Raw genomic sequence first — 23923 nt, forward strand, 5'->3', positions numbered from 1 at the left:
GCTCGTGCACGAACAACGGGCCCATGTGTAAACAATTCGTTTAGCCGTCTTTACGCCCGGTTCAGCTATCGGAGGCAGTTCAGTGCAGGGACTGTGCCGGTGCGGCCAGCCGGCCGTGCTCGTCCATCACGATGCCGCCCGGCGCCTGCAGCTCGCGGGCGCTGCCATAGCGGGTGGAAAGCGCCTCCAGCATCGGCCCCAGCGCGCGCGGCTGCAGCGGGTAGGCATGGGCCAGCACCTGCGGGCGGCTGGCCTCGCCGGGCTGGGCCACGGTCACCGCGACCACGCCCAGGCCGGGCGCCTCGTGGGCGTAGAGCTGCGGCGCGCCGTGGCGGGCCTCGGCGGCGGCCACGGGCTCCAGCAGCCAGCCGGCGCCGCCTTCGTCCTCCGGCGCGGCCTGCAGGCGCAGCGGCAGCGCGTGGGCGTCGAGCAGGGCGGCGTACTGGCGCAGTTCGAACACGATGCCGGCGAAGCCGTGGGCGCGTTCCGCCGCGTCGCCCTGCTGCGCGGCCAGCCATGCGGCGGGCGACTGCGCCAGCACGCGGCCCTCCGCGTAGCGCAGCGCGAGGCCGCGCGCGCTGAGCACGGCTTCCTCGCGGTACGGGGTGAGCAGGGCCGCTTCCAGCAGGCTCCACAGCGGCGCGAGGCTGACGTGCTCGTACTGCACGCAGGTGAGCGCCATCAGGTCGTTGCGGCTGAGGTAGCGCGCATGTTCCAGCTGCACGCCCAGCGTGCGCATCAGCCAGTCGGCGGTGTGCGCGCCGGCCTCGCCGCGGCCGACCAGCTGCACCTCGACCTGCTCCGCCAGTTCCGCGGCCAGCGCTTCCGGCGCCAGCAGCGACAGCGGCAGCAGGCGCATCGGGCCGTCGGCGAACTGCGGCGAGGGCTCCAGCGGCTGCGCCGGCATGCGGTCCTCGTGGCTGCCGAACGCCACCACGTGCTCAACGCTGGCGCGCGGCACGCGGCGGCCCAGCTCGTCCAGCGTGGCCCACACCGGAAAGCCGGGGCGCAGCAGTTCCACCGGATCGAACAGCGCGCCCGCCAGCAGCAGCCGCGCCTGCGCCACCTGCGGCAGCAGCGCGTGCAGGTCGGCGGCGACCAGGCCGGCCAGCGCCTCCGCCTCGTCGCGGCTCAGGGTGGTGCGCATCGTCGTACCGGGTACCGGTTCCAGCGCGAGCACGATGGGCAGCGCGATCAGCGTAGAGGCTTCCACGACGGGGCGTTCCGGGCGGCGAAAACGGTCATTCTAGCAAGTGCGCCGCACCGCCCCGGCGCCGCTGCGTCGCCGTTTCCGTGAATGGAAGTCGCGTGCCGCGGCCGGCTGCGCTTTCGCCCCGTGGCAGGGCGGGTTAGCCTTGCGGGCAGGGCTCGGTACTGGATCTTCCCGGACATGGATCAGATGCAACGGCGCGTGGGCGTGATCGGCGGTGTGCGGATCCCGTTCTGTCGCAACAACACGGCCTATGCCGACGTGGGCAATTTCGGCATGTCGGTGAAGGTGCTGGGCGCCCTGGTGGAGCGCTACGGGCTGCACGGCGTGGAGCTGGGCGAGGTGGCGCTGGGCGCGGTGATCCGGCATTCCTCGGACTGGAACCTCGCGCGCGAGGCGCTGCTGTCCTCCGGCCTCGCCCCCACCACGCCCGGCATCACCACCGCGCGCGCCTGCGGCACCTCGCTGGACAACGCGATCATCGTGGCGAACAAGATCGCGGTGGGCCAGATCGACGCCGGCATCGCCGCCGGCTCCGACACCACCAGCGACGTGCCCATCGTCTACGGCACCCGCCTGCGCAAGCGCCTGCTGGCGATCAACCGCGCCAGGACCGTGCAGGACAAGCTGAAGATCGCGCTGCACCGCTTCTCGCCGAAGGAGCTCAAGCCCTCCTTTCCCGGCGTGGCCGAGCCGCGCACCGGCAAGTCGATGGGCGACCACTGCGAGCAGATGGCGAAACAGTGGAAGGTCACCCGCGAGGCGCAGGACCGGCTCGCGCTGGACAGCCACCGCAAGCTCGCCGCCACCTACGACGCGGGGTTCTTCACCGACCTGGTCGTGCCGTTCCGCGGCCTGTCGCGCGACGGCTTCCTGCGTCCCGACACCACGCTGGAGAAACTCGCCGCGCTGAAGCCCGCGTTCGACAAGACCTCGGGCCAGGGCACGCTCACCGCGGGCAATTCCACCGGCCTCTCCGACGGCGCCGCCGCCGCGCTGCTGGCCAGCGAAAGCTGGGCCGCGCAACGCGGCCTCGCCGTGCAGGCATGGTTCCGCGACGCCGAGGTGGCCGCGGTGGATTTCGTGCACGGCGAAGGCCTGCTGATGGCGCCCACCGTGGCGGTGCCGCGCCTGCTCAGGCGCAACGGCCTCACCCTGCAGGACTTCGACTACTACGAGATCCACGAGGCGTTCGCCGCCCAGGTGCTGTGCACGCTGCGCGCCTGGGAATCGGCGGACTACTGCCGCAACCGGCTGGGCCTGGATGCGCCGCTGGGCGCGATCGATCCGGCCAGGCTCAACGTGCACGGCTCCAGCCTCGCCACCGGCCACCCGTTCGCGGCCACCGGCGCGCGCATCATCGCCACCCTGGCGAAGATGCTGGAGCAGAAGGGCTCGGGCCGGGGCCTGATCTCGATCTGCACCGCCGGCGGCATGGGCGTGGCGGCCATCCTCGAACGCTGACGGTCGCGCGGTCCCGGGGCCGGCGGCTTCAGCCGCGATTCGCCCGCGTTCGGGCATAAAGGGCGCCATGTTCCGTCTGCGCACCACCACCGCCCTCAGCCTCGTCGCGCTGGCCGCAGGCGTCGCCGGCACGTACTGGCTCAGCGGCCTCAACACCGGCTGGGCCGGCCCCAGCGAGCGCGTGGCGGGCTTCGCGCCCGCGGCGCCCCGGGTTGCCGTGAGGGCGCCCGTGCGCGAGCCGGTCCGCGCGCGGCCCCGGCCGGTGGCGCATCGGGCGCCCCGCGTGGCGGCGGCGCCACGGGTCGAACTGCCGCCCGTCGTGGCTGCTGCGCAGGCCACGGAAACCCCGCCGCCCGAGCTGGTGCCGGTGTCCATGCCGGACGCACCGGTGTCGTGGTCGCGGATGGAAGGCCACCTGAGCGGCCGCGTGCTGCTGCATCTCGCCATCGACGGCAGCGGCCACGTCGCCGATGCGGCGGTGGCCGAGTCCAGCGGCGACGCCGTGCTCGACGCGCATGCGCTGACCACCGTGCGCGGCTGGCGCTTCGCCGTGCCGGCCGACCATCCGGACGGCTTCAGCGGCGACCTGCCGATGCGCTTCACCAGCGGCGACGGCCAGGTGGCGCAGGCGCTGTAACGCCCGCAGCGTTCATTCGGCCCTGGGTGCGCGTTCTGCGGTCAGGCGCGAACGGGCCGGGAACCGGCCGTGCGCAGGCAGCGGTCGTAGGCTACGTTGCCCAGGCCGATCCCGGTGCTGTCGATCGCGTACGCCGGCGACATGCTGGCCTGCACCCGACAGTTGCGTTCGACATGCTGGCGCTCGGTGGCGCGATCCAGGGGCAAACCGGCGCAGCCGGCCAGCGCCCCGGCGACGCAGGCCGCGGCGATGATGCGGATGTTCATGGCGGTTCCTTGCGGGCCATCCGCCTGGATGGCCCGTGGCGGTCAGGCGGCGCGCGACGCTCGCGCGGTCCCCGCAGGTGAAAGAGCCGGGTCCTACGGCGTGGCGCCGCTGAACTTCTCCACCGTGGCGCCCTGCACCGGGCCGATCTGCGCGCTGTCGCTGACCTTCAGCACCACCGGCCGGCGGAATTCCAGCGTGCCCTGCACCGTGGCCTGCGGGCCGATCACCACCACCGGCTTGCGCTCGCTGCCCCAGCGGAACCAGCCGTTGTTCGGCTTCTCGACCAGGATGCCGCCCTCGACGTGCGAGCCGGCGCCGACCGTGATGTCGCCGGACACGGTCTCCAGCCCGCCGGCCACGTGGGCGGCGTCCAGCGTGATCGCGCCGTTGACGTTGGAGAGGTGGCCGTCCACCTGGGCGCCCCGGGCGAGGCTGATCGCGCCGTTGACCGCCTCGACCTGGCCGGTCACCTGGCTGCCGGCGGCAAGCCGGATCGCGCCGTTGACGGTGCCCAGCTTGCCGGCGTGGGCCTGGGCGCCCAGGTCCACCGAGCCGTTGACGGTGCTGGCCTTCTGCACCACGGCGCGTTCGCCCACGTGCACGCTGCCGTTCACCGAACTGACGTCGCCGGCGTGCTGGCCGGCGTCCACATGGACGCTGCCGTTGACCTTGTCGATGTCGTTGTCCGCGGCGACGGCCGCCAGCGGCAGGAGGAGGGCGAGGGAAAGCAGGATGCGGCGCATGGGTGTGGACTCCGTTCGGGAATGACTGGACTGGGATGCACGGTCGCCGCAAAAGGTTGGCGTGACCTTCGGCAGGGGCGCATTTGACGCTGGCCGGGTCGGGCTGCACCATCCCTCATTTCCTCCCCCGAGACACCCCGTCATGCACAAGCTCGTCCTGATCCGCCACGGCCAGTCGCAATGGAACCTCGACAACCGCTTCAGCGGCTGGGCCGACGTGGATCTCACCGCGCTGGGCGCCCGGGAGGCGCGCGAGGCGGGCGAACTGCTGAAGCGCGAGGGCTACGCGTTCGACGTGGCGCACACCTCGGTGCTGAAGCGCGCGGTGCACACGCTGTGGGGCGTGCTCGACGCGATGGAGATGTCGTGGCTGCCGGTGCATACCGACTGGCGCCTCAACGAGCGCCACTACGGCGCGCTCACCGGCCTCAACAAGGCCGAGACCGCGGCGAAGTACGGCGACGCGCAGGTGAAGATCTGGCGCCGCAGCTACGACATCCCGCCGCCGCCGCTGGAACGCGCCGAGAACGAGGCGGTGCACGACCCGCGCTACGCCGCGCTGGCGCCCGCGCAGATCCCCGACACCGAATGCCTCAAGGACACCGTGGCCCGCGTGCTGCCGTACTGGCACGAGGTGCTGGCGCCGGCGATCAAGGCCGGCCGGCGCGTGGTGGTGGCCGCCCACGGCAACTCGCTGCGCGCGCTGGTGAAGTACCTGGACGGCATCTCCGACGCCGACATCGTGGAGATGAACATCCCCAACGGCATCCCGCTGGTGTACGAGTTCGACGCGGACCTCAAGCCGCTCAAGCGCTACTACCTGGGCGACGCCGCGGCGATCGAGGCCAAGATGGCCGCGGTGGCGAACCAGGGCAAGGCGAAGTAGTCATCCCGACCCCCGCGGCAGGATTCGCACCTGCCTGCGCCCGTGGATCGACTGCCGCCGGCATTCGCGTCGCCCGTGGCCGGCTGCCGCGATGCCGTGCCGGCGGACGGCGGCATGCAGTCGTCCTTCCGCCGTGCCGCGGATCGACACGCGTCCGGACGGCCATACCGCGCCGCGTTCCGCCATGGCGGATGCGGGACGGGCCATTTCGGGTCGTTGCTTTCGCGACCACCGGAAGTTCGTGCATCCGGCGCATGCGAACCTTCACGCTTCTATCGCACGCCTGCTTATACACAAGCGCCAAGGGACGGGAGGAGATGCGTCGACTTGCAATACCAGGCCAACCGCGCCGAGACGGATGCCTTGCGTGCGCTCGATATGCGGGCGGACGAGTTGAGGATTTATGAAGGCCTGCTCGAACATCCCGGATCGACCGCGCTGGATGTCGTCGTCGCGAGCGACCTTTCGGCAGGCCATGTGCGCCGCCTGCTGGCCGACCTCGAAACCAAGGGGCTCCTTACGCGATCCCCCGAGCGCGTGGCCAGATACCACGCAGTGGCGCCGGAACTGGCCTTGGGCGCGTTGGTCGCCCTGCGCCAGAGCGGGTTGCAGGCGGCCCTGGGCCTGGCCGACCGCCTGGCCAAGATCAAGCCGCTGGGCAACCACAACCATGGCGGCGAGCTGAGCGTCGAACTGATTACCGGACGCGACGCCCTGACGCGCGTCATCGGCCAGTTCTACGAGAACGCGAAACACGAAATCCTGGAGTTCGACCGCCCGCCCTACGTGAACTCGTTCGAGTCGCACACCACGATGCACAAGCCCATGCGGAGCCGCAACGTGGTTTGCCGCACGATATGCGACACCACGAAACTGGACTGGCCCGGCGGCGAGCAGAACATCCAGGATTGCCTTGCCACCGGCGAGGAACAGCGCCTGTACGAAGGCGTGCCGATCAAGGCCGCGATCATCGACCGGCGCATGGCCCTGGTGCCGCTGCACCTCAAGACGGCCAACGACTCGGGCCTGTTGCTGCGCCCGTCGCTGTTGCTCGACACGCTGTGCGCGCATTTCGACATGTTGTGGCAGCATGCGGCGCCGGTGAGCGCGGATGGGCTGGCCGACGGCAGCGACGGCCGCTCGGAATCCGCCGAACTGGAACAGCTGATCGCACTGCTCGCGAACGGACTCAAGGACAAGGCCATCGCGAGTCGCCTGAAAATATCCGCACGGACTTACGAACGGCGGATTTCATTGCTGCAGAAAAAGCTGAAGGCAAATACCCGGTTTCAGGCCGGATGGAATGCGGCAATGCGCGCGTCGCGTCGGCAGAAATAATCCGTCGTTGGTTATTGCGGCGGTAATTCGCAATATCGTGCGATGAATGGCTCAACTCCGACATGGCGTATATCCGTCGCGTAATGGCCGTGATAAGCCATGGCCGATTTGCGCCAATTCTTTCTGTTATTTCTTTTCGTACCCATCCTTGGCGAGGGGCCGTTTCGCAGCGCCATCGATCGGCAATCAGGGGGATCACTTTGCTGTTCCAACACCATTGCATGGGGAGAACGCAGATGAAGATCCGAAACGCTTTGAGCGGCGCTGCGATGACGACGGCTTTCGCAGCGTTGCCATCGCTCGCCCTGGCCGCCGGGGCCAATGCCGCGCTCGTGGGCATCAACACGGCGGAAGCGCCGCGCGTCACGCAGGTCGTGAACAACAACGTCGTCAGCATGCTGGCCAGGACCCACCTGGCGCGGCTGGCGCAGACCAGGCTGGTCGGCGCGGTGGCCGATTCGATGCCGATGCCGCACATGCAGCTGATCCTCAAGCCCAGCGCCCAGCGCACCCAGGCATTGGAGTCGCTGATCGCCGCGCAGCACGATCCGTCGTCCGGCAAGTACCACCAGTGGATCACGCCCCAGGAATACGGCACGAATTTCGGCGTGAAGGATGCCGACATCCAGGCGGTCTCGGCATGGCTCGCCGCGCAGGGATTCAAGGTCAACTCGATCTACCCGAACAAGACGCAGATCGATTTCAGCGGTACTGCCGGCACCGTGCGCCGCGCCTTCCGCACGCAGATGAACCGCTACGACGTCAGCGCGCCGAACAGCAAGAGCAGTGACGTCCACGTGGCCAACGACCGCGACATCAGCATTCCCGCTGCCCTGGCGGGCGTAGTCACCGGCGTTGCGGGGCTCAACGACTTCCATCCCAAGCCGCTGGTGAAGCAGACCAAGCAGGCGCAATACAACCGCAGCTCGCACATGTTCCAGCTGCCCAAGCCGGCGGCGGACGACGCCAAGGCGCAGGCCGATGCGTCGATGCGCCTGGCCATCACCGGCAGCAGCGGCGTGCGCGGCCTGGTTCCCGACGACATGCAGACGATCTACAACACCGCGCCGCTGTACAAGACCGGGCTCACCGGTACGGGGACGACGATCGCGGTGGTGGAAGACGTGGGCATGCTGCCCTCCGACTGGGACAATTTCGTCAGCCAGTTCGGCCTGGGCCACTACGGCGGCACCTTCAGGCAGTTCGAGCCGCAGCCGGCGTCGGGCCCGACCAATTGCACCGATCCGGGCGGCGAGTCGGCGGCCAGCGAGAGCGTCGAGACCGTGCTCGATTCCGAGTACGCCACCGCGTTGGCGCCGGGCGCCAACGTCTGGGTCGCAATCTGTTCGGACAGCGCCACGGACAATTTCTTCGGCGGCGTCTATATCGCGTCCAGCAACCTGATCAACAATCCGGACCCGGCCGGGCGGCCCAACATCATCAGCGCGAGCTACGGTTACGGCGAGTTGTTTGTCGACGCGGCCTCGAAACGCGCCATCGACATGATGTGGGCGCAGGCCGACGCGGAAGGCATTTCCGTGTTCGTGTCGTCCGGCGATTCCGGCTCCAACCCGAGCTTCAACGGCTCGATCATCGGCATAAGCGGCCCCGACGGGGCGGCCGTCGACGCCAATGCGTTCGCGTCCTCGGCCAACGACACCGCGGTGGGCGGCACGGATACCGCCGACGTGCTTGCCGGCACCACCAGCAAGTACTTCAACAGCACGCCCAACGCGCTGTACGGCAGCGCGAAGTCGTACGTGCCGGAGCTGACGTGGAACGAGTCGTGCGGCAACGCGTACGCCGCGAAGATGCTGTTCAACCAGGCCGCCTTGCAGGTATGCAAGAACCTGTTGCCGTTCGGGCCCACGTTCACGTCGGAAGGCGGCGGCGGCGGTCCATCCTCGTTCGACATGAAGCCCGCGTGGCAACGCATCGTTCGCGGCGCGGCGAAGGACCAGTCGCGCGACCTGCCGGACATCTCGCTGTTCGGCGGCTCGTTCGCCGGCTACACGTGGGCGGTCCTCTGCACCGGTTCCGCGCCATGCACGCCCGGCTTCACCTCGCCGGTGTCGCTGGTCGGCGGCACCTCGCTGTCGGCCCCGATGTTCGCCGGCATCCAGGCGGTGCTGGACCAGGGCCTGTCGCTGGCCGGCGGTTCGCTGAACCAGGGCAATGCGGCGCCCACGCTGTATCAGCTGGCCAGGGACGAGTACGGCGGCCCGACCGGCGCGGCACCCTCGTCGCTGAGCGCATGCAACTCCGACAACGGCACCAAGGGTACGGCCAACTGCGTGTTCCACAACATCACCGAGGGCGGCAATGCCGCGAACTGCGTGCAGCAGACGTCCGTCCTGGGAATGCCCATCGACGTTCCGCCCACGCCCAACTGCTATATCTACGGCAGCGGCACGGCGTACTTCGGTTTCGTCACGGTGAATGTCGGACTGACCTCGCTCAGCAACACCTCGTATGTGCCGGCGTATCCGGCGCAGGCGGGCTGGAGCTTTGCCAACGGCCTGGGTACCGTCAATTCCGCGAACCTGCTGAAGGCGTGGAAGAAGTTCCAGGTGCTTTGATCGTGCGGAACAGCGGGACGTTTTGCGCGATGGCGGTTGATTGACGATGCGTTCCCTCCTGGCGGTGTGCTGCCGTCGCCGCCAGGAGGGGCGCCCTGTCTTGCCGGAACGCCCTTGCCGAAGTTCCCGTGGCGGTACATCGCGCAGGCGGCGCCCGCTGCCGGGTCGCCGCCTCGCCGGCGAACGGCATCCCGACTAAGCTGGGCGCCCGTCCATCATCGCGGTGTCGCCCATGCCGGCCCATCTGACCCAATACCTGATCATGGTGCCCTTGCTGGCGTGGATGGTCTGGCGGCGCGTGAGCCGCCAGTTCGGCCGCCAGCCGATCCGGCGCAAGCGGATGACGGCGCGCATCGTGATGTTCGCGGCGATCGGCGGCCTGCTGATGCTGGGCGGCCTGCACGACATCCGGCTGGCCGAGGGCGTGCTCGGCGGCGCCATCCTCGGCGCGGCGCTGGGCCTGGTCGGCCTGCGCCTGACGCGTTTCGAGACCGATCCGGTCAAGGGCGACTGCTACGTGCCCAACCCCTGGATCGGCGCCCTGCTCACCGCACTGCTGCTGGGGCGGCTGGCCTGGCGCTTCATGGCAATGCTGGCGCCGCATGGGCAGCACGCCGATGCGTTCGCTCCTGGTGCGGACATGCAGATGGGCTACCAGGCCAGTCCGCTGACCATGCTGGTGGTCGGCCTGCTGGTCGGCTACTACATCGCCTACTACGCCGGCCTGCTGGTGCACCACCGGCGCTACCAGCAGTCGCGCGTTTCCGAAGCCGCCTGAGGCGGAAGCCGCGCGACGCAGCCCGGCGGCTCAGGGCGCGACGCTGAAGTCGATCTCCAGCGGATACGGCGCCGGCGCCGGCGGCGGCGCGGGCAGCATCCATGCGGCGAAGCGGGCCGCCATGCAGCTGGCGACCGGCGTGGCCGGCTGCGCCACGATGCGCTGCGGCTTGCCGTGCGCGTCCACGTCCAGCACCAGGGTGAACGGCGACTTGTCGTCGTGGTTGGCGGCGAGGCAGGCCTTGTAGGCATCGGTGGTCGGGTTGCCGATCCTGCCCCACAGCGCCTTCTGGTAGGCCGGCCCGGTGGCGGCGGCCTCGGCCATCTTCGCCTGCCGCACGCGCGCGGCGAAATCGTCGCCGGCGTTCGCGGGCGACGGGAGCAGCCACAGGGCCAGGGCGAGGGCGAGGGACATGCGGGCGATCCGGCAGCGGGGGATGGGCGCGACCTTAGCAGCCCGGCGTGGCCGGCGCGGCGCGGGCGGCCGCGTGCCGGTGCAGCCAGCCGGCCACCGCCGGGCCGGGCATGGGCCGGGCGATGTAGTTGCCCTGCACCTCGTCGCAGGGCATGTCGCGGATCGCGGCGAGTTCGCGCGCGGTTTCCACGCCTTCCATCACCACGCGGAAACCGAGCTCGCGGCCCAGCGCCGCCATCGAGCGCACGATCGCGGCATCGTGGGCGCGGGTGTCCAGCGCGCGCACCAGCGACTTGTCGATCTTCAGGCCGGTGGCCGGCATCCGGCGCAAGGCGTCGAGGTTGCTGTAGCCGATGCCGAAGTCGTCGATCGCGATGCCCATGCCGGCGCTGCGCAGCGCGGCGAGCACGCCGCGGTTGAGCTCGTCGTGGTGGATCGCGATGCTTTCGGTGAACTCCAGTTCCAGCCGGGCCAGCGGCACGCCGTGGCGTTGCGCGGCGGCGACCAGGCGTTTCTCCAGCATCGCGTCCAGGTCGATGCTGGAGACGTTCAGCGACAGCCGCAGGTCCAGGCCGCCGCGCAGCCACTGGGCGAGCTGGGCGAGGCCGCAGTCGAACACCCAGTCGGTGAGCGAGCGCATCAGCCCGGCCTGTTCGGCCAGCGGCACGAACGCGCCGGGCGACACCTCGCCCAGGGTGGGGTGGTGCCAGCGCGCCAGCGCCTCCAGCGCCACGCAGCGCCCGCTGGCCAGGTCCACGCGCGGCTGGTAGTGCAGCTCCAGTTCGGTGCGGTCGGACAGCGCGGCCGCCAGTTCGGTGACCAGGAAGAATTCCTGCCGCTGGCGTTCGTCCTGGTCGCGGTCGTACACCGACCAGCCGTTCGCGCTGCCCTGCGCGAGATGGGAAGCGCTCATCACCCGGCGCAGCGGGTCGCCGCCGCGCAGTTCCACCGCCTCGGCGCGCAGCAGGCCCACGCCGGGCTGCAGCGTGAGCGGCACGCCCTGGCAGTCCACCGGGTCGCGCAGCGTGGCCACCAGCGCATCCAGCCGCATGGGCGTGGGCGCGTCGTGCGAGCCCGCCAGCAGCACCGCCAGCCGGGTCGCGCCCACCTGGTAGAGCTGCATGTCCGCCGTCATCCAGGCCTGCACCCGCTCGGCGGTGGCGCGCATCAGCGCGTCGGCGTAGCTGTGGCCCATCGCGCGCACGAACGCGTTGAAGCGCGTCACCGGCGCGACCTCGATCGCTACCAGCCAGGCGTGCCCCGTTTCGTGCGGCAACTGCGCCGCCAGGTCGGCGAAGAACGCATTGCGGTGCGGCAGTCGCGTCGCCGGGTCGATGCGGTTGACGTAGTAGCGCAGCGCGGCGCCGGTGCCGGCCAGCGCCGCCGCATCGCGCAGCGCGGCGCGTTCGCCGGGGGCGAGGGTCAGGCGCGGGCGGCGGTCGATCGCGAGCAGCGCACCCAGCAACTGACCGTCCAGGCCGAACACGGGCTCGGCGGCGAGGAAGGCGACCTCGGCGCGCACCGGGTCGGTGCCGGCGGGCTGGAATCGGGCATCCTCGCGGGCGTCGGCGATCACCTCGGCGCTGCCGTGCCGCGCCACCTCGCGGCAGGCGGCCAGCAGCGCGGCGTCCAGCGCGAACGTGCCCGGATGGCCGGGCGAGGCGTACCAGTAGGCGCTGCCGTCGGCCAGCAGCAAGGCCACCAGCGGCACGCCCAGCGCGCTGGAGGCGAGTCGCGCCACCGCTTCGAAGCCGGGCAGGGCATGCTTCTCGTCCGCGTCCGGGGGTGCCGGCGCGGCGTCGGCTTCAGGCGCTCCGTCCGGGAGCGAACCTTGGGAGATCCCCATCTTCCCGTCCCCTTGCGCGGCCGCACCGTGCCAGCCCCGGGAGGCTACCGCGCGGACGCGGACGTGGCAATCGACGGAGGGGCAGGACCGGCCGGAGTCAGTCGGCGCGATGCGGCAGCGCCAGGTATTCCTCGCTCTGCATCTCGATCAGGCGCGATTCGGTGCGGCCGAACTCCGCGCGCAGGCGCTCGCCGTCGTACAGCTCGGTGATCGGCGCGGCGGCGGAGAGGATCAGTTTCACATGACGGTCATAAAACTCGTCGACCAGTTGCACGAAGCGCTTCGCCGCGTCTTCGCTGTAGACGGTGAACTGCGGCACGTCGGAGACGATGACCGCGGGGCCGGCCTTGGCCAGCGCGATGTAGTCGGCCACGGCGCGCGGGCCTTCGCACAGCGCGGCGAAGTCGAACCACAGGATGTTGTCCGCGCGCCTGCGGCAGGGGATCGCGCGGCCGTTGATCTCCAGCGCGCCGCCTTCGGCCACGTCGCCCACCGCGTGGTCGTGGAAGATGCGTTCCAGCGCGCGGTGCGCCTCCGCGCCTGGCGGCGTGTGGTACACGGCGGCCTGGCTCAGCGCGCGCAGGCGCCAGTCGTGGGCGGAGGCCATGCGCAGCACGTGGCACTGCTGCTCCAGCAATGCGATCGCGGGCAGGAAGCGCGCGCGCTGCAGGCCGTCCTTGTAGAGATCCGATGGCGCCGTGTTCGAGGTGGTGACCAGGGCCACGCCACGCGCGAACAGGCATTCCAGCAGGCGCGCGAGGATCATCGCGTCGCCGATGTCGTTGACCAGGAATTCGTCCAGGCACAGCACGCGGCAGCGCGCGGCGAGGCCGGCGGCGACCTCGGCCAGCGGGTCCTGCCGTTCGCCCAGCTCGCGCAGGCGCTCGTGCACCTCGGCCATGAAGCGATGGAAGTGCCGGCGCAGCGCCACGCCGTGCGGCAGGCTGGCGACGAACAGGTCCATCAGGAAGGTCTTGCCGCGGCCCACCGTGCCCCACAGGTACAGGCCCGGCGGCGGCGCGGCGGTTTCGCTGGCGAGCAGCGATTTCAGCCGTCCGAACAGGCCGCCGTTGCCGCCGTTGCCGTTCGCCGCGGCGCACAGCGCGGCATGCAGGCGGTCCAGTTCGGGCAGCACGGCGAGTTGCGCGGGGTCGGATTCCCAGCGGTGCGCGGCCACGCCTTCCTGGTAGCGCACGCTGGGTGCGGGCGAAGAGGTTTCACTCATGCGGCAGTCATCGGCGTCGACGGCTTCGCCGCCGCGACACGTTCAAAAGATGTCCTTGATGCAGATCACCTGGCCGTTGGCGATGTAGATCTGCACGGTCTTGCGGCCCTGCACGTAGTCGAGGCGGAAGCCGCGCAGCGCGCCGTAGATGTTCTGCATCTCGATCCGGCTCGCGGGCTGGCCGGCGATCTGGATCACCTTCTCCTCGGAGTCGCCGGTGGTGATTACCCTGGTGCCGAAGCGCGCGGTATCGGAACCGCAGCGCACGGTGTCGGAGCCGATGCGCACGGTGGACTGGGCCAGCGCCTGGAAGGCGAGCAGCAGCCCGGCGACGAGCACGATCCATCGTTTCATGATGTCGACTGCATGGATGGGGAGGTGCCCGGATTATAAGGGGCGGCGCGCGTTCAGCCGCGCGGCGGCGGCAGCCAGTCCTGGATCGCGTGCTTCACTGCGCCGCGCAGGTCCATCAGCCGGCGATGGAAGAAGTGGCCGGTCTCGGGCATGCGGATCAGTTCGGGCGGTTGTTCCATGCCGGCTATCCAGTCGAACACGGCCTGCGGTTCCACCACCTCGTCGGCTTCGCCCATCACCACCAGCCACGGGCAGGCGGGCAGCACGTCGTCGGCTATCGACCAGCGCCCCACCGGCGGCGCGATGCTGACCAGCGCATCGGCGCCGAGCCGCACCGCGCTGCGGATCGTCACGTAGCTGCCGAACGAGAAGCCGGCCAGCCACAGCGCGTCGTGCGGGCGCACGCGGCGCAGCCAGGCCACCACGGCGGCGAGGTCCTCGCTTTCGCCGTTGCCATCGTCGTAGCTGCCCGCCGAGTCGCCGGTGCCGCGGAAGTTGAAGCGCAGCGTGTCCAGCCCCGACTCGCGCAACGCGCGCTCCACCATCGTCACCACCTTGTTGTGCATGGTGCCGCCCTGCACGGGGTTGGGATGGCAGATCACCGCCGTGCCGGCGCGCGCGCCGGGGCGCTCGGCCAGGTCGGTGATGGTTTCGAGCTTGCCGGCGGGGCCGGCCAGCGCGAAGCTGGCGGCCTGGTCGGGAAAGCTGGCGGGGTCGTCGGGAAATACGGTGGGTGACATGCCGAAGATGATAACCGCCGCTGCCGCCTGCCGCTGCCGCCGACAGGCGGGCACGCACCGGTGAACCATCTCGCGCACCTGCTGCTGGCCGGTCCCGACGAGCCGCTGCGCCTGGGCGGCCTGCTCGGCGATTTCGTGCGCGGCGCGCCCGACCCGGCGCTGCCGCCACGCGTGGCGCAGGGCATCCGCCTGCATCGCGCCATCGACGCCTATACCGACAGCCATCCCGAGGTCGTGGCCGCGCGGGCGCGGTTTGCGCCGCCGTACCGGCGCTACGCCGGCATCGCGCTGGATGTGTGGTTCGACCACTGCCTGGCGCGCGACTTCGCACGCTGGAGCGCGCAGCCGCTGGCGGCGTTCTCCGGCGATGCACTCGGGCTGCTGTGGCGCCAGGACGCGCAGCTGCCGCCGGCCCTGCGCCGCTTCCGCGCCTACATGCAGGCGCACGACCTGCCGGCGGGTTACGCCCGGCGCGAGGAAATCGGAAAGGCGCTGGAGGGCATCGCCGGACGCCTGCAGCGGGACAACCCGCTGGACCGGATGCTGCCACTGCTGGCGGCGCTGGATGCGCCGCTGCAGGCGCACTTCGACGCGTTCTTTCCGCAATTGCAGGCGTTCGCGCAGGAATGGATGGGGGAGAACGTGGAAGGGTGACGGGCTTTCTCCCTGCGCCTGTGTGCAGGGGATGGGGTAATGCAATCTCACCGCGCGCCTGCCCCCCTCCCAGCCTCCCCCTGCATGCAGGGGGAGGGGAACACTTACAGGTCGAACTTGATGCCCTGCGCCAGCGGCAGCGCGTCGGAGTAGTTGATGGTGTTGGTCTGCCTGCGCATGTAGGCCTGCCACGCGGTGGAGCCCGACTCGCGGCCGCCGCCGGTTTCCTTCTCGCCGCCGAACGCGCCGCCGATCTCCGCACCGGAGGTGCCGATGTTGACGTTGGCGATGCCGCAGTCGCTGCCCGCCGCCGACAGATACTGCTCGGCCGCCTTCAGGTTCTGCGTGAAGATCGCCGCCGACAGGCCTTGCGGCACGCTGTTCTGCAGTTCGATCGCCTCGTCCAGGGTCTTGAACGGCATCACGTAGAGGATGGGCGCGAAGGTTTCCGTCTGCACCACCTCGTCGCTGTTCTTCAGGCCCGTGACGATGGTCGGCAGCACGAAGTTGCCCTTGCGGTCGCCGAGCGCGGCGCCGCCGGTCGCGACCTTGCCGCCGGCCGCCTTGGCCTTTTCCACGGCGGCGAGGTAGGCCTGCACGGCGTCCTTGCTGTTCAACGGACCCATCAGCGTGGTGGCCAGGGTCGGGTCGCCGATCTTGCCTTCCACCTGCTTGTAGGCGGTGACCAGCCGGGCGGTGACGTCGTCGGCGATGGACTCGTGCACGAACACGCGGCGCGTGCTGGTGCAGCGCTGGCCGGCGGTGCCGACGGCGCCGAACACGATGGCCGGGATCGCCAGCTTCAGGTCCGCGCTCTCGTCCAGGATGATGGCGTTGTTGCCGCCCAGCTCCAGCAGCGAACGGCCCATGCGCTGGGCCACGCGCTCGCCCACGTGGCGGCCCACCTTGGTGGAGCCGGTGAAGCTGATCAGCGGGATGCGCTTGTCGTCCACGAACTGCTGCGACAGTTCCACGCCGGCGTCGTTGAACAGGAAGAAGATGTCGGGGAAGCCGCCGGCCTTCAGCGCCTCGTTGCAGATCTTCATCGTGGCGATGGCCGAGAGCGGGGTCTTCGGCGAGGGCTTCCAGATGCAGACGTCGCCGCACACCGCCGCGAGGAAGGCGTTCCACGCCCACACCGCGACCGGGAAGTTGAACGCGCTGATGATGCCGACCAGGCCGACCGGGTGCCACTGCTCGTACATGCGGTGGCCGGGGCGCTCGGAGTGCATGGTGTAGCCGTAGAGCATGCGGCTCTGGCCCACCGCGAAATCGGCGATGTCGATCATCTCCTGCACTTCGCCGTCGCCCTCGGGCTTGATCTTGCCCATCTCCAGCGCGACCAGCGAACCCAGCGCATCCTTGTGCCTGCGCAGCGCCTCGCCGCACAGCCGCACCGCCTCGCCGCGACGCGGCGCCGGCGTGGCGCGCCAGAGCTTGAACGCGGCCTGCGCGCGCTCGACGATCAGCGCGTAGTCGGCCGCGCTGGAGGCGTGCACCGTGGCGATGGCCTCGCCCGTGGCCGGATTCAGCGGCTGCAGCGTGCCGGCGTCGCTGGTCTTCGACCACTCGCCGTTGCCGAGATAGCTGCCGGAGTTGGCGTCGGCGAGGCCGAGCGCGGAGAGGATGCTGTGGGACATGGGAACTCCAGTGCCGGAGGCGCGCAGCGCCCCGTTTCGAAACGCCGATTCTAGCAGGGGCGCCCCCTGCGCCGGTTCGCGCACCGCGGCAATCCATGCCAGAATCCGCGCCTCGGCCCCGTAGCTCAGCTGGATAGAGCATCCCCCTCCTAAGGGGAAGGTCGCGCGTTCGAATCGCGCCGGGGTCACCAGATGCGCGAAGGCCGGCGAGAGCCGGCCTTTGGCGTTGGGCGATGTCGTGGTTGTCGACGCGCTTGGGTCAGACGGCTGGTTCGTCCGCCATGAGCAAGTTGCCGCGCTTATGGGCAACTGAAGCTGGGGATGGGGTAGGAGTCTTTGCCCTTGGCTTTCGCTGCAGCAATCAGTTGGTCCTGTTCTTGCCACCACTTTGCATAACAGGCGCATTGCTTCTCGATTTCCAGCGGGCGACCGTTGAGATGGCGCCAGTAAGAAGCGAGCACGACGGCAGATGCGTCGTCGAATGACTGGGCGCCAAGGGCATGCAGTTTGTCGGCCAGCCTGGAATGGCCGGATCGGAACCACACATTTCTCATGTAAATACCCAAACTCATATCCGCGTTTGCCACGGCCTCGGCTTCCGGGGTGTTCTTGAAAGCTTCGCGTTTTTGCGGTCCGAGTTGCTTGTCGAGTGCTGAAAACGCTTGCAACATGGTGTTTGGAACCTCGCTGGCGCTGGCGATGATGGGTGCAAGGATGCACAAGAACAGAGCGATGAGTTTGGAGTGTCTTGGCATCATGGAACAACGCCCGAATTTGGTAGTTTGCTGTGCGGCAAACAAGGATTTCCTTGACGGCCGGTGCTGACATTCGGCATCCCCGATGACATATTGAATCGGCATTCATCCGGGCGAATGGCTAGGCCTGGCCTTCAGGGAGGAATGTTCCGACAATGACCAGAGCCAGCATGATTCCTCCGATCACCACCACGGCGATGTTTGCCGCGCCGAATTTATGGTTGCCGTCGTGGTCCGGTGCCGCCTTTCGGTTGATGGAGTTGATTGCTTTTTGTGCCGGAATCAGTGGAATGAAGGAAAGCATCGAAATGAGGGAGTAGGGGTCGGGTAGGCGATAAAGGATGGTGAGGATGATCCAGGCGGCCGCGAGCAGTCCGGGTGCCGGTACGGGAATGCCATCGCTTTTGGCCTCATCGCTGATCCTTGTGAACAGGGAGTGGCATGTGAAGAAAGCAAAGAAGGCGCGCCAAAAAGGCGAGATATTCGATTTCTCACGCCCTTTTACGAGGACCCAGTTCTTGTAGAACCAATAAAGTTCGTAAAGGCCAAACGAGAAAATCGACAGCACGACAAGCTTGGTTGTGGACACCGGAAAGAACACGATGTCATCTGAAACGGTGACTTGTTCAAGCTGGGCGGCCGGTGCCTGATATGGATTTTCCATGGTTGATCGACCCCTGTACGCTTCTGAAACCCGACCTGAGCTTGATTTTTGGACGAGCCGCGACCCCGCGGGCCCCTCCCTGCCGGGAAGGCACCAGACCGCACAGGCTTTACCAAAAAAAAGCGATCCCCATCCCCTGATCGCGCAGTCCGTGTCTGCTGCCCCATTCGGCAGCTGTTCCCGGACGTGGCGCCCCCGCGCGGATACTCTCACCCGCAGCTGGCGTCGGCAAGCGTGGGTGATACGAAGCGGTGGCTTCGCACCGCCGCAGCTGCTTTTTCTTCTTGAGCCCTGATCTGCCACGGCCCGCATGCGCCGGCTGCCGACGCATGCGATGCACGTGGATCGGGCACGCGCTCGACGTAGCCGGATGCTTGCGCAACTCCGCTCAGCGCGGCTGTTTCAACATCGCCGTGAGCCCGTCGAGCTGCGCGCGATACCCATCCAGCACCTTGGCCGTCACCACGGCATAGCGATCCGCTTCATTCCAACGCCGCGCTTCCAGCGCCTCGCGCACGCCGGGCACGGTTTTCACGCCGTATCCGGTGAGCATGCCGGGAGCGTAGATCATGTGCCTGAACCAGGTGCGACCGGGCAGGCCGTCGGGGGCGGTGAGGGATTGCTCCATGCGGCCGATCAGCGCGTTGAGTTCATTGCGTTGGGCGTCGCCGAGGTCGAGGCCGGCGGCGGCGCGGGCGTGGTACGCGGTCTCGTACGCTGCGGCGCTTTGCTTGAGTTGCTTCGCGGCGCGGTCCAGCGGGGCGAGGTCGATCGCGGGCATGTCGGAGTCGCGTTCCGGCGGTGCGACGGGACGGGTGGGGTCGCCGGTCAGCGCGTAGGCGTGCTGGTCGAGCAGGCGATGCTGTTCGTCGGTGGCCTTGCGGGTGGCGTCGACGAGTTCGTGCAGTTGCTTCACGTAGCGGTCCAGCGTATCGCTGAAGTCGCCGAAGCGCAGCGGCAGCACGCGGGCATCGGCGGTGCGCAGCACGATGTGGCCGGCGACCTTGGACAGCGCCACGCCGTATTCGAACGTGGGATCGCCGTAGCGTGCGTAGTGATCGAAGGAGTCGTAGCGCGAGTGGTAGACGCCGGCGTCGTCGTCCTCGCCGCTGAAGCCGAGGTCCAGCGAGGCGATGCCCAGATGTTCGAGGAAGGCGCTGTAGTCGGAGCCCGAGCCCAGCGCGCCAATCGGCAGGTCGCCGCCCGCGGCCGCCAGTTTGGCGTTTTCCTTCGCTTCCGGGTTCGCGCCCTTGGCCGCGCCGTCCACCAGCATGCGGGCGCGCAGGCGCTGCTGCACGCTGACCTTGGTTTCAGGATCGGCGACGCCGGCGGCGACCTGGTTCACCAGGTGCTGCAGCGAGTGGCTGCCGCCGGCGTCGAGGAAGCCGCGGCCGTTGGTGTCGGAGTTGACGTAGAGCACGGCCTTGGCCTGCAGCTCCTTCGCGTGCGTCTCGGCCCATTCGGTGGAGCCGAGCAGGCCCGGTTCCTCGCCGTCCCAGCTGGCGTAGACCAGGGTGCGCTGCGGCCGCCAGCCTTGCTTGACCAGTTCGCCGATGGCCTTGGCCTCGGCCAGCAGCGCCACGTTGCCGGCGAGCGGGTCCCAGGCGCCGAACATCCAGCCGTCGTGGTGGTTGCCGCGGACGATCCACTGGTCCGGCTCGGTGGAACCCTTGAGCGTGGCGATCACGTCGTAGACGGGCTTGCGATCCCAGTTCGACTCGACGACGAGATGCGCCTTCGCCGTGCCGGGACCGATGTGGTAGGTGAACGGCAGCGCGCCGCGCCACTCGGCCGGCGCCACCGGGCCGCGCAGCGATTCGAGCAGCGGCGTGGCGTCGGCGTACGAGATCGGCAGCACCGGGATCTTCATCAGCGTCTTCGCGTCCTTCAGCGCCAGGTGCTTCGCGCCGGGGACCGAGCCGTAGCCGGGCGTGGTGGGATCGCCGGGGTAGACCTGCATGTCGGCCACCGAACCGCGCTGCACGCCGTCGGCCGGTCGCCAGCCGCCGTCGGGATACGCGTCGCCGCGCCAGTAGCCGTCGTCGTGCGGGTCGGAATAGATCAGGCAGCCCACTGCGCCGTGTTCCTGGGCGAGCTTGGGCTTGAGGCCGCGCCAGCCGCCGCCGTAGCGCACGATCACGATCTTGCCCTGCACGTCGATGCCGCGCCGGGCCAGCGCCTCGTAGTCGTCCGGCATGCCGTAGTTGACGTAAACCAGCGGCGCGGTGACGTCGCCGTCGCCGCCGTAGACGTTGTACGGCGGCAGCGTGCCTTCGCGGATGGACGAGGTGGCGTCGCCGGGCATGGCCGGTTCGCTGAGCTTCGCGGTGAACGGCTTCGGCCCCAGCAGTGCGAGCGCCACCTTCTTCGGCGTGGGGTAGAGCACGTCGAAGGTTTCGATGTGCGCGTCCCAGCCCCATTCGAGGAATTTCGCCAGCATGAACTCGGCGTTAGCCTTGTCGTGCGGCGTGCCGACCTGGTTCGGCTGCGAGGACATCTGCTGCAGCCACGCGCGCTGGTCGGCCGGATCGAGAAGCGCGTCGAAGCGCTGCTCCAGGCTTTGCTGCCGCGCCGCGCCCTCGGCGGTGAAGCCCCGCATGGGGCTGGCCGGGTTGCCGTCCGGGGCGGCGGCCGCGGCGGCGAAGGTGGCGAGCAGGCAGCCGAGTGCCCAGGCCGGGCGAACGACGGGACGGATCATGCGGGTAGTCTCCTTCACGGCCAGCAGGCACGGTGCGACCGCGCGGGGGCGCGCGTCAACTGCGGCAATAGCGCAGCGGCACGCCGGGCAGGCAGGGCTGCGGGCCCCGGCGCGGTTCCGGCGACGCTTCGCGCCGCTCGTCGTTGCCGCCCTCCGCCCGCACGGTGATGTTCTGCCGGTAGACCTGGTCGCCGCCTGTGGAGCTGAAGCGCAGGCGGTATTTGCCGGGGCGCAGGTAGAGTTCGGTGCTGGGCGCGCCCTGGGCGCTGGTCGTCACCTTCACCATCGACGCCGCCATCAGCGGGGCCAGGTCCAGCACCATGCGGTCGGCAGGAATCGCGTCGTCGCCCTCGTCGGCGTAGCGCGCCTCGACCAGGCAGGGGTAGTGCTGCTGGCAGCGCGCGCCGTCGACGAACCAGGGCTTGCGCAGGCCGCCCAGGGTCAGCCAGTCGGGGCGGCCGTGCACCAGGTGGCGCGGCGGAAAGAACACGCTGACGTCGTAGCCCGGGCGCAGCGACCACGGCTTGCCGGCCGCGTTGGTGAACACGATGGGCGCGGCGGGATGCAGCTGCTGCATCACCGCGGTGTAGACGGGGTGGTCGTCGCTGGCGAACGCGTGCGGATACAGCATGGTCTGCTCCACCGACAGCATCGGCAGGCCGGTGAGCTTGTACAGGTGCTCGGCCATCGATGAGCCGTCGAGGTAGCGGCCGGATTTCACGATGTGCGCGTAGCCGGCGTCGACCACCAGCCGCGCCTTGGGGTCGTGCTTGAACACGGCCTCGTAGAGGTTCTTCGCCTGTTCGGTCTCGCGCGCGTCGCCGGTGGCGTTGGACAGCGCCTCGTAGGCGACCACCTTGAAGCCCAGCTTCAGCGCGGTGCGCACCATCTCCGCGCACACCGGCTCGGCGGTGTAGAAGCCGCTCTTGTCCACGGGATAGCCGCGCGCCTGCAGGCCGGTGTCGGTCTGGTACAGCGTCTCGGCGGCGAAATAGGTGAAGCCCTGCTCGCGCAGCCGGCTCAGCAACTGCACGGTGAGGCTGCGGGTGAGCGGCACGTTGTGCGCCTCGTTCAGCAGCACGATGGGGTAGGACCTGGCCAGCTCCGGGATCGTCGTCAGCGCCGGGTGGGGGTTGTAGTCGGGCAGGCCCAGCGGCGAGGGGGCGTCGTCGTGTTCCGGCACCTGCTTGATCGAGAAGCTGGCCGCCGCGTCGGGGTAGTCGCCGATGAAGGTCTGGTACCAGCTGATGTACTGGCCGAAGATCAGGCGGAACGCCGGCGACCTGTCCTCGTTGTAGGCGTTGCGCATCACCTGGTACTGCGCGAGCAGGCCCTTGTGCGTGTTCGCCTCGGTCATGATCTTTTCGGACTTGTTCGCCGCGGCGAGCTGTGCCGCCTGCCATTCGGCCGCGGTCTGGGCGCGCGAGGCGCAGGGCGCCCATGCCAGCAGCGCGCAGGCGAGCAGGGGGAGCAGGCGAAGCGGTACGTTCATCGGCTGCCTCGTGGGTGGGGGCGCCTCGTTGGCTGCCGTTTTACCAGCCTCGCGGCGTGCTGTCCCGTGCGCCGTGCGGGCCCCTGTCACAAGTCATGAGCCTGCGCTAGCGCAGGCCTTGCCATACCGCCCGCAGCAATTCGCCGTCGGGATCGTTGTCCTGCTCCCAGTACATCAGGCCGCCCAGGTGCTGCGCCTTGACGTAGGCGGCCTTGGCGGCGATGGAGCGTGGATCGTCGTAGCTGACGAAGCGGCGGGTGGCGGCGTTCCACAGGTACGGCGCCTCGGCCTGCGCGTCCCAGTGGCGCACGTAGCCATTGCGGTCGATGAAGCCGGCCTTGAGCGCGGGCCAGGGATGTTCGCCCTGGTAATGGCCGTAGCGCTGGAACAGGCCGTCGTGGTCCGTCGTTACCTCGGCGAATTCGCGGCCGTAGAACGCCACGCCCGGCACCAGCTTGTGCGCCGGCACGCCGGCGGCGAGGAACTGCCGCACCGCGCGCGCCAGCGTGCGCGCATCCGCCGGCGCCAGCGCGGAGGCATGCAGGCCGGTGTGGTTGCAGGTGGTGGGCGTCATCGAGTTGCAGAAGTCGTAGGTCATCAGGTTGAACCAGTCCAGCGACGGCGCCACCGCGGCGAGGTCGATGCCGTCCACGAACGGGCCGTCGGCGGCGGCGATGGTGAGCAGGTCGTGCTTGCCATCGCCCGTGCGATCCAGCGTGGTGCGCAGCGTGCGCAGCAGGGCGGTGAAGTTTGCCCGGTCCTGCGGGCTGGAGGCGATGCCGGATTCGTGGTGGCCGGGATATTCCCAGTCCACGTCGAGGCCGTCGGCCCGCGTTTCCGCGAGCAGCGCGGCGGCGCTGTCGGCGAAGCGCTGCCGGCCGGCCGCGGTGGCGGCGGCCTCGGAGAAGCCTCCCGCGCCCCAGCCGCCCACCGACACCATCACCTTCAGCCCGGGATGCGCGGCCTTCAGCGCGACGCGCTGCTGCAGCCGCTCGCGCGCGTCGGGCGCCAGCGTCACGCGGCCATCCACCACCTTGGCGAACGCGAAGATCAGCGTGTCGATACGGTCCACGTCATGCGCGGGGATGGGGTGCCGGGCGGTGTCGTAGGCCACCACGCGATAGCGTTCGCCAGTGGCGGACGTCGGCGCCGCGGCGAGCGCGCAGAGCGGCAGCGCCCATGCAGTCAGCAGCGCGAGCAGGGCAGGTATGCGGCGTGAGCGCATGGGGAAACTCCGCGGTTGGGGACGCTACGATGATCGCAGCGCGCCGAAAGCGCGGCCAGTGCGTGGCGATACACTGCGACCTGATGCACTACCGGAATCCCTGACCGTGAGCGACACCGACACACCCGCCGGTCCACCGGACGACCCGCGCCCGCAGCCGCCGCCCGCGCCGGACCCCTCCGAATGCTGCGGCGACGGCTGCGCGCCGTGCATCTACGACACCTACGACGAAGCAGTGGCGTATTACCGCAGCGCGCTGGCAGCGTGGAAGGCGCGGCATCCCGAGGCCTGACGCGGTGTTGGCAATCGCGGAC

Annotated in this window: 22 protein-coding genes and 1 tRNA gene; 9 read left to right on the forward strand and 14 right to left on the reverse strand. The window is 69.4% G+C overall.

Annotated features, from left to right (window positions below):
• Positions 1–79: 79 nt before the first annotated feature.
• A complete protein-coding gene (locus tag PCA_RS00610; RefSeq protein ID WP_181300169.1) occupies positions 80–1213 on the reverse strand; it encodes a hypothetical protein in 1134 nt (377 codons plus the stop codon).
• 177 nt (positions 1214–1390) lie between these two features.
• Between PCA_RS00610 and PCA_RS00615 the strand changes: the two genes are divergently transcribed.
• Together PCA_RS00615 and PCA_RS00620 are read left to right on the forward strand one after the other, a co-directional pair.
• Positions 1391–2674 carry an acetyl-CoA C-acetyltransferase gene (locus tag PCA_RS00615; protein ID WP_181300170.1) on the forward strand — a complete coding sequence of 428 codons (1284 nt, stop codon included), beginning with the start codon at positions 1391–1393 and terminating at the stop codon, positions 2672–2674.
• Between the two features lie 67 nt (positions 2675–2741).
• Complete coding sequence (locus tag PCA_RS00620; protein WP_181300171.1) at positions 2742–3311, forward strand: energy transducer TonB; 570 nt, start codon at positions 2742–2744, stop codon at positions 3309–3311.
• 41 nt (positions 3312–3352) lie between these two features.
• Here the strand turns inward: PCA_RS00620 and PCA_RS00625 are convergent, their stop codons facing one another.
• The gene (locus PCA_RS00625; protein ID WP_181300172.1) at positions 3353–3577 is read right to left on the reverse strand and encodes a hypothetical protein; all 225 of its coding nucleotides are present in this window, start codon (positions 3575–3577) and stop codon (positions 3353–3355) included.
• A 93-nt stretch (positions 3578–3670) separates the two neighbouring features.
• Positions 3671–4321, reverse strand: a complete 651-nt coding sequence (locus PCA_RS00630) for a hypothetical protein (protein WP_181300173.1) — start codon at positions 4319–4321, stop codon at positions 3671–3673.
• Positions 4322–4463: 142 nt separating this feature from the next.
• Between PCA_RS00630 and gpmA the strand changes: the two genes are divergently transcribed.
• From gpmA to PCA_RS00650, 4 genes are all read left to right on the forward strand, one after another.
• Positions 4464–5207, forward strand: coding sequence for a 2,3-diphosphoglycerate-dependent phosphoglycerate mutase (gpmA, locus tag PCA_RS00635; protein WP_181300174.1), 744 nt, complete (start codon positions 4464–4466; stop codon positions 5205–5207).
• 42 nt (positions 5208–5249) lie between these two features.
• Positions 5250–6545 (forward strand): helix-turn-helix domain-containing protein, encoded by a 1296-nt coding sequence (locus tag PCA_RS00640; RefSeq protein WP_181300175.1) that lies wholly within the window; start codon positions 5250–5252, stop codon positions 6543–6545.
• Positions 6546–6814: 269 nt separating this feature from the next.
• Complete coding sequence (locus PCA_RS00645) at positions 6815–9124, forward strand: protease pro-enzyme activation domain-containing protein (protein ID WP_181300176.1); 2310 nt, start codon at positions 6815–6817, stop codon at positions 9122–9124.
• A 232-nt stretch (positions 9125–9356) separates the two neighbouring features.
• Positions 9357–9902 (forward strand): DUF1453 domain-containing protein, encoded by a 546-nt coding sequence (locus tag PCA_RS00650; protein ID WP_181300177.1) that lies wholly within the window; start codon positions 9357–9359, stop codon positions 9900–9902.
• Positions 9903–9932: 30 nt separating this feature from the next.
• On the opposite strand, the gene PCA_RS00655 is transcribed toward PCA_RS00650, so the two are convergent.
• The 5 genes from PCA_RS00655 to PCA_RS00675 form a co-directional block, all read right to left on the reverse strand.
• On the reverse strand, positions 9933–10316 hold the full coding sequence (locus tag PCA_RS00655; protein WP_181300178.1) for a peptidase C13: 384 nt from the start codon (positions 10314–10316) through the stop codon (positions 9933–9935).
• 34 nt (positions 10317–10350) lie between these two features.
• On the reverse strand, positions 10351–12162 hold the full coding sequence (locus tag PCA_RS00660; RefSeq protein ID WP_181300179.1) for a sensor domain-containing phosphodiesterase: 1812 nt from the start codon (positions 12160–12162) through the stop codon (positions 10351–10353).
• A 97-nt stretch (positions 12163–12259) separates the two neighbouring features.
• Positions 12260–13387, reverse strand: a complete 1128-nt coding sequence (gene zapE, locus PCA_RS00665) for a cell division protein ZapE (RefSeq protein WP_181300180.1) — start codon at positions 13385–13387, stop codon at positions 12260–12262.
• A 42-nt stretch (positions 13388–13429) separates the two neighbouring features.
• A complete protein-coding gene (locus tag PCA_RS00670) occupies positions 13430–13741 on the reverse strand; it encodes a DUF2845 domain-containing protein (protein ID WP_255436572.1) in 312 nt (103 codons plus the stop codon).
• A 53-nt stretch (positions 13742–13794) separates the two neighbouring features.
• Positions 13795–14481: a CocE/NonD family hydrolase gene (locus tag PCA_RS00675; RefSeq protein ID WP_181300181.1), complete on the reverse strand. Its 687-nt coding sequence runs from the start codon at positions 14479–14481 to the stop codon at positions 13795–13797.
• Between the two features lie 60 nt (positions 14482–14541).
• Here PCA_RS00675 and PCA_RS00680 point away from each other — a divergent pair, with 60 nt between their 5' ends.
• A complete protein-coding gene (locus tag PCA_RS00680; RefSeq protein ID WP_181300182.1) occupies positions 14542–15135 on the forward strand; it encodes an ACP phosphodiesterase in 594 nt (197 codons plus the stop codon).
• A 104-nt stretch (positions 15136–15239) separates the two neighbouring features.
• Here PCA_RS00680 and PCA_RS00685 read toward each other — a convergent pair whose 3' ends face one another.
• Complete coding sequence (locus tag PCA_RS00685) at positions 15240–16775, reverse strand: aldehyde dehydrogenase family protein (protein ID WP_181300183.1); 1536 nt, start codon at positions 16773–16775, stop codon at positions 15240–15242.
• Between the two features lie 114 nt (positions 16776–16889).
• Here PCA_RS00685 and PCA_RS00690 point away from each other — a divergent pair.
• Positions 16890–16966, forward strand: a tRNA-Arg gene (locus tag PCA_RS00690).
• A 108-nt stretch (positions 16967–17074) separates the two neighbouring features.
• Here PCA_RS00690 and PCA_RS00695 read toward each other — a convergent pair.
• The 5 genes from PCA_RS00695 to PCA_RS00715 form a co-directional block, all read right to left on the reverse strand.
• On the reverse strand, positions 17075–17575 hold the full coding sequence (locus PCA_RS00695; RefSeq protein ID WP_181300184.1) for a DUF6794 domain-containing protein: 501 nt from the start codon (positions 17573–17575) through the stop codon (positions 17075–17077).
• A gap of 76 nt (positions 17576–17651) precedes the next feature.
• Entirely contained in the window at positions 17652–18194 is a 543-nt protein-coding gene (locus tag PCA_RS00700) for a hypothetical protein (RefSeq protein ID WP_181300185.1), read from the reverse strand.
• Between the two features lie 388 nt (positions 18195–18582).
• Positions 18583–20892, reverse strand: a complete 2310-nt coding sequence (locus tag PCA_RS00705) for a transferrin receptor-like dimerization domain-containing protein (RefSeq protein ID WP_181300186.1) — start codon at positions 20890–20892, stop codon at positions 18583–18585.
• Positions 20893–20947: 55 nt separating this feature from the next.
• Complete coding sequence (locus PCA_RS00710; RefSeq protein ID WP_181300187.1) at positions 20948–22384, reverse strand: hypothetical protein; 1437 nt, start codon at positions 22382–22384, stop codon at positions 20948–20950.
• Positions 22385–22490: 106 nt separating this feature from the next.
• Positions 22491–23609: a glycoside hydrolase family 18 protein gene (locus PCA_RS00715; protein ID WP_181300188.1), complete on the reverse strand. Its 1119-nt coding sequence runs from the start codon at positions 23607–23609 to the stop codon at positions 22491–22493.
• A gap of 106 nt (positions 23610–23715) precedes the next feature.
• Here PCA_RS00715 and PCA_RS17455 point away from each other — a divergent pair, with 106 nt between their 5' ends.
• Positions 23716–23901 (forward strand): oxidoreductase-like domain-containing protein, encoded by a 186-nt coding sequence (locus tag PCA_RS17455; protein ID WP_343204382.1) that lies wholly within the window; start codon positions 23716–23718, stop codon positions 23899–23901.
• Positions 23902–23923 lie beyond the last annotated feature (22 nt).

Source organism: Rhodanobacter sp. PCA2 (assembly GCF_013620825.1).
In the GTDB taxonomy this organism is placed as follows: domain Bacteria; phylum Pseudomonadota; class Gammaproteobacteria; order Xanthomonadales; family Rhodanobacteraceae; genus Rhodanobacter_A.

Excerpts from the sequence above, each read along its gene's own strand:
- PCA_RS00615 (WP_181300170.1), top strand. The coding sequence starts at position 1,391 with ATGGATCAGATGCAACGGCGCGTGGGCGTGATCGGCGGTGTGCGGATC.
- PCA_RS00620 (WP_181300171.1), top strand. The coding sequence starts at position 2,742 with ATGTTCCGTCTGCGCACCACCACCGCCCTCAGCCTCGTCGCGCTGGCC.
- PCA_RS00625 (WP_181300172.1), bottom strand. The coding sequence starts at position 3,577 with ATGAACATCCGCATCATCGCCGCGGCCTGCGTCGCCGGGGCGCTGGCC.
- PCA_RS00630 (WP_181300173.1), bottom strand. The coding sequence starts at position 4,321 with ATGCGCCGCATCCTGCTTTCCCTCGCCCTCCTCCTGCCGCTGGCGGCC.
- gpmA (WP_181300174.1), top strand. The coding sequence starts at position 4,464 with ATGCACAAGCTCGTCCTGATCCGCCACGGCCAGTCGCAATGGAACCTC.
- PCA_RS00645 (WP_181300176.1), top strand. The coding sequence starts at position 6,815 with ATGACGACGGCTTTCGCAGCGTTGCCATCGCTCGCCCTGGCCGCCGGG.
- PCA_RS00650 (WP_181300177.1), top strand. The coding sequence starts at position 9,357 with ATGCCGGCCCATCTGACCCAATACCTGATCATGGTGCCCTTGCTGGCG.
- PCA_RS00655 (WP_181300178.1), bottom strand. The coding sequence starts at position 10,316 with ATGTCCCTCGCCCTCGCCCTGGCCCTGTGGCTGCTCCCGTCGCCCGCG.
- PCA_RS00660 (WP_181300179.1), bottom strand. The coding sequence starts at position 12,162 with ATGGGGATCTCCCAAGGTTCGCTCCCGGACGGAGCGCCTGAAGCCGAC.
- zapE (WP_181300180.1), bottom strand. The coding sequence starts at position 13,387 with ATGAGTGAAACCTCTTCGCCCGCACCCAGCGTGCGCTACCAGGAAGGC.
- PCA_RS00670 (WP_255436572.1), bottom strand. The coding sequence starts at position 13,741 with ATGAAACGATGGATCGTGCTCGTCGCCGGGCTGCTGCTCGCCTTCCAG.
- PCA_RS00675 (WP_181300181.1), bottom strand. The coding sequence starts at position 14,481 with ATGTCACCCACCGTATTTCCCGACGACCCCGCCAGCTTTCCCGACCAG.
- PCA_RS00685 (WP_181300183.1), bottom strand. The coding sequence starts at position 16,775 with ATGTCCCACAGCATCCTCTCCGCGCTCGGCCTCGCCGACGCCAACTCC.
- PCA_RS00700 (WP_181300185.1), bottom strand. The coding sequence starts at position 18,194 with ATGGAAAATCCATATCAGGCACCGGCCGCCCAGCTTGAACAAGTCACC.
- PCA_RS00705 (WP_181300186.1), bottom strand. The coding sequence starts at position 20,892 with ATGATCCGTCCCGTCGTTCGCCCGGCCTGGGCACTCGGCTGCCTGCTC.
- PCA_RS00710 (WP_181300187.1), bottom strand. The coding sequence starts at position 22,384 with ATGAACGTACCGCTTCGCCTGCTCCCCCTGCTCGCCTGCGCGCTGCTG.
- PCA_RS00715 (WP_181300188.1), bottom strand. The coding sequence starts at position 23,609 with ATGCGCTCACGCCGCATACCTGCCCTGCTCGCGCTGCTGACTGCATGG.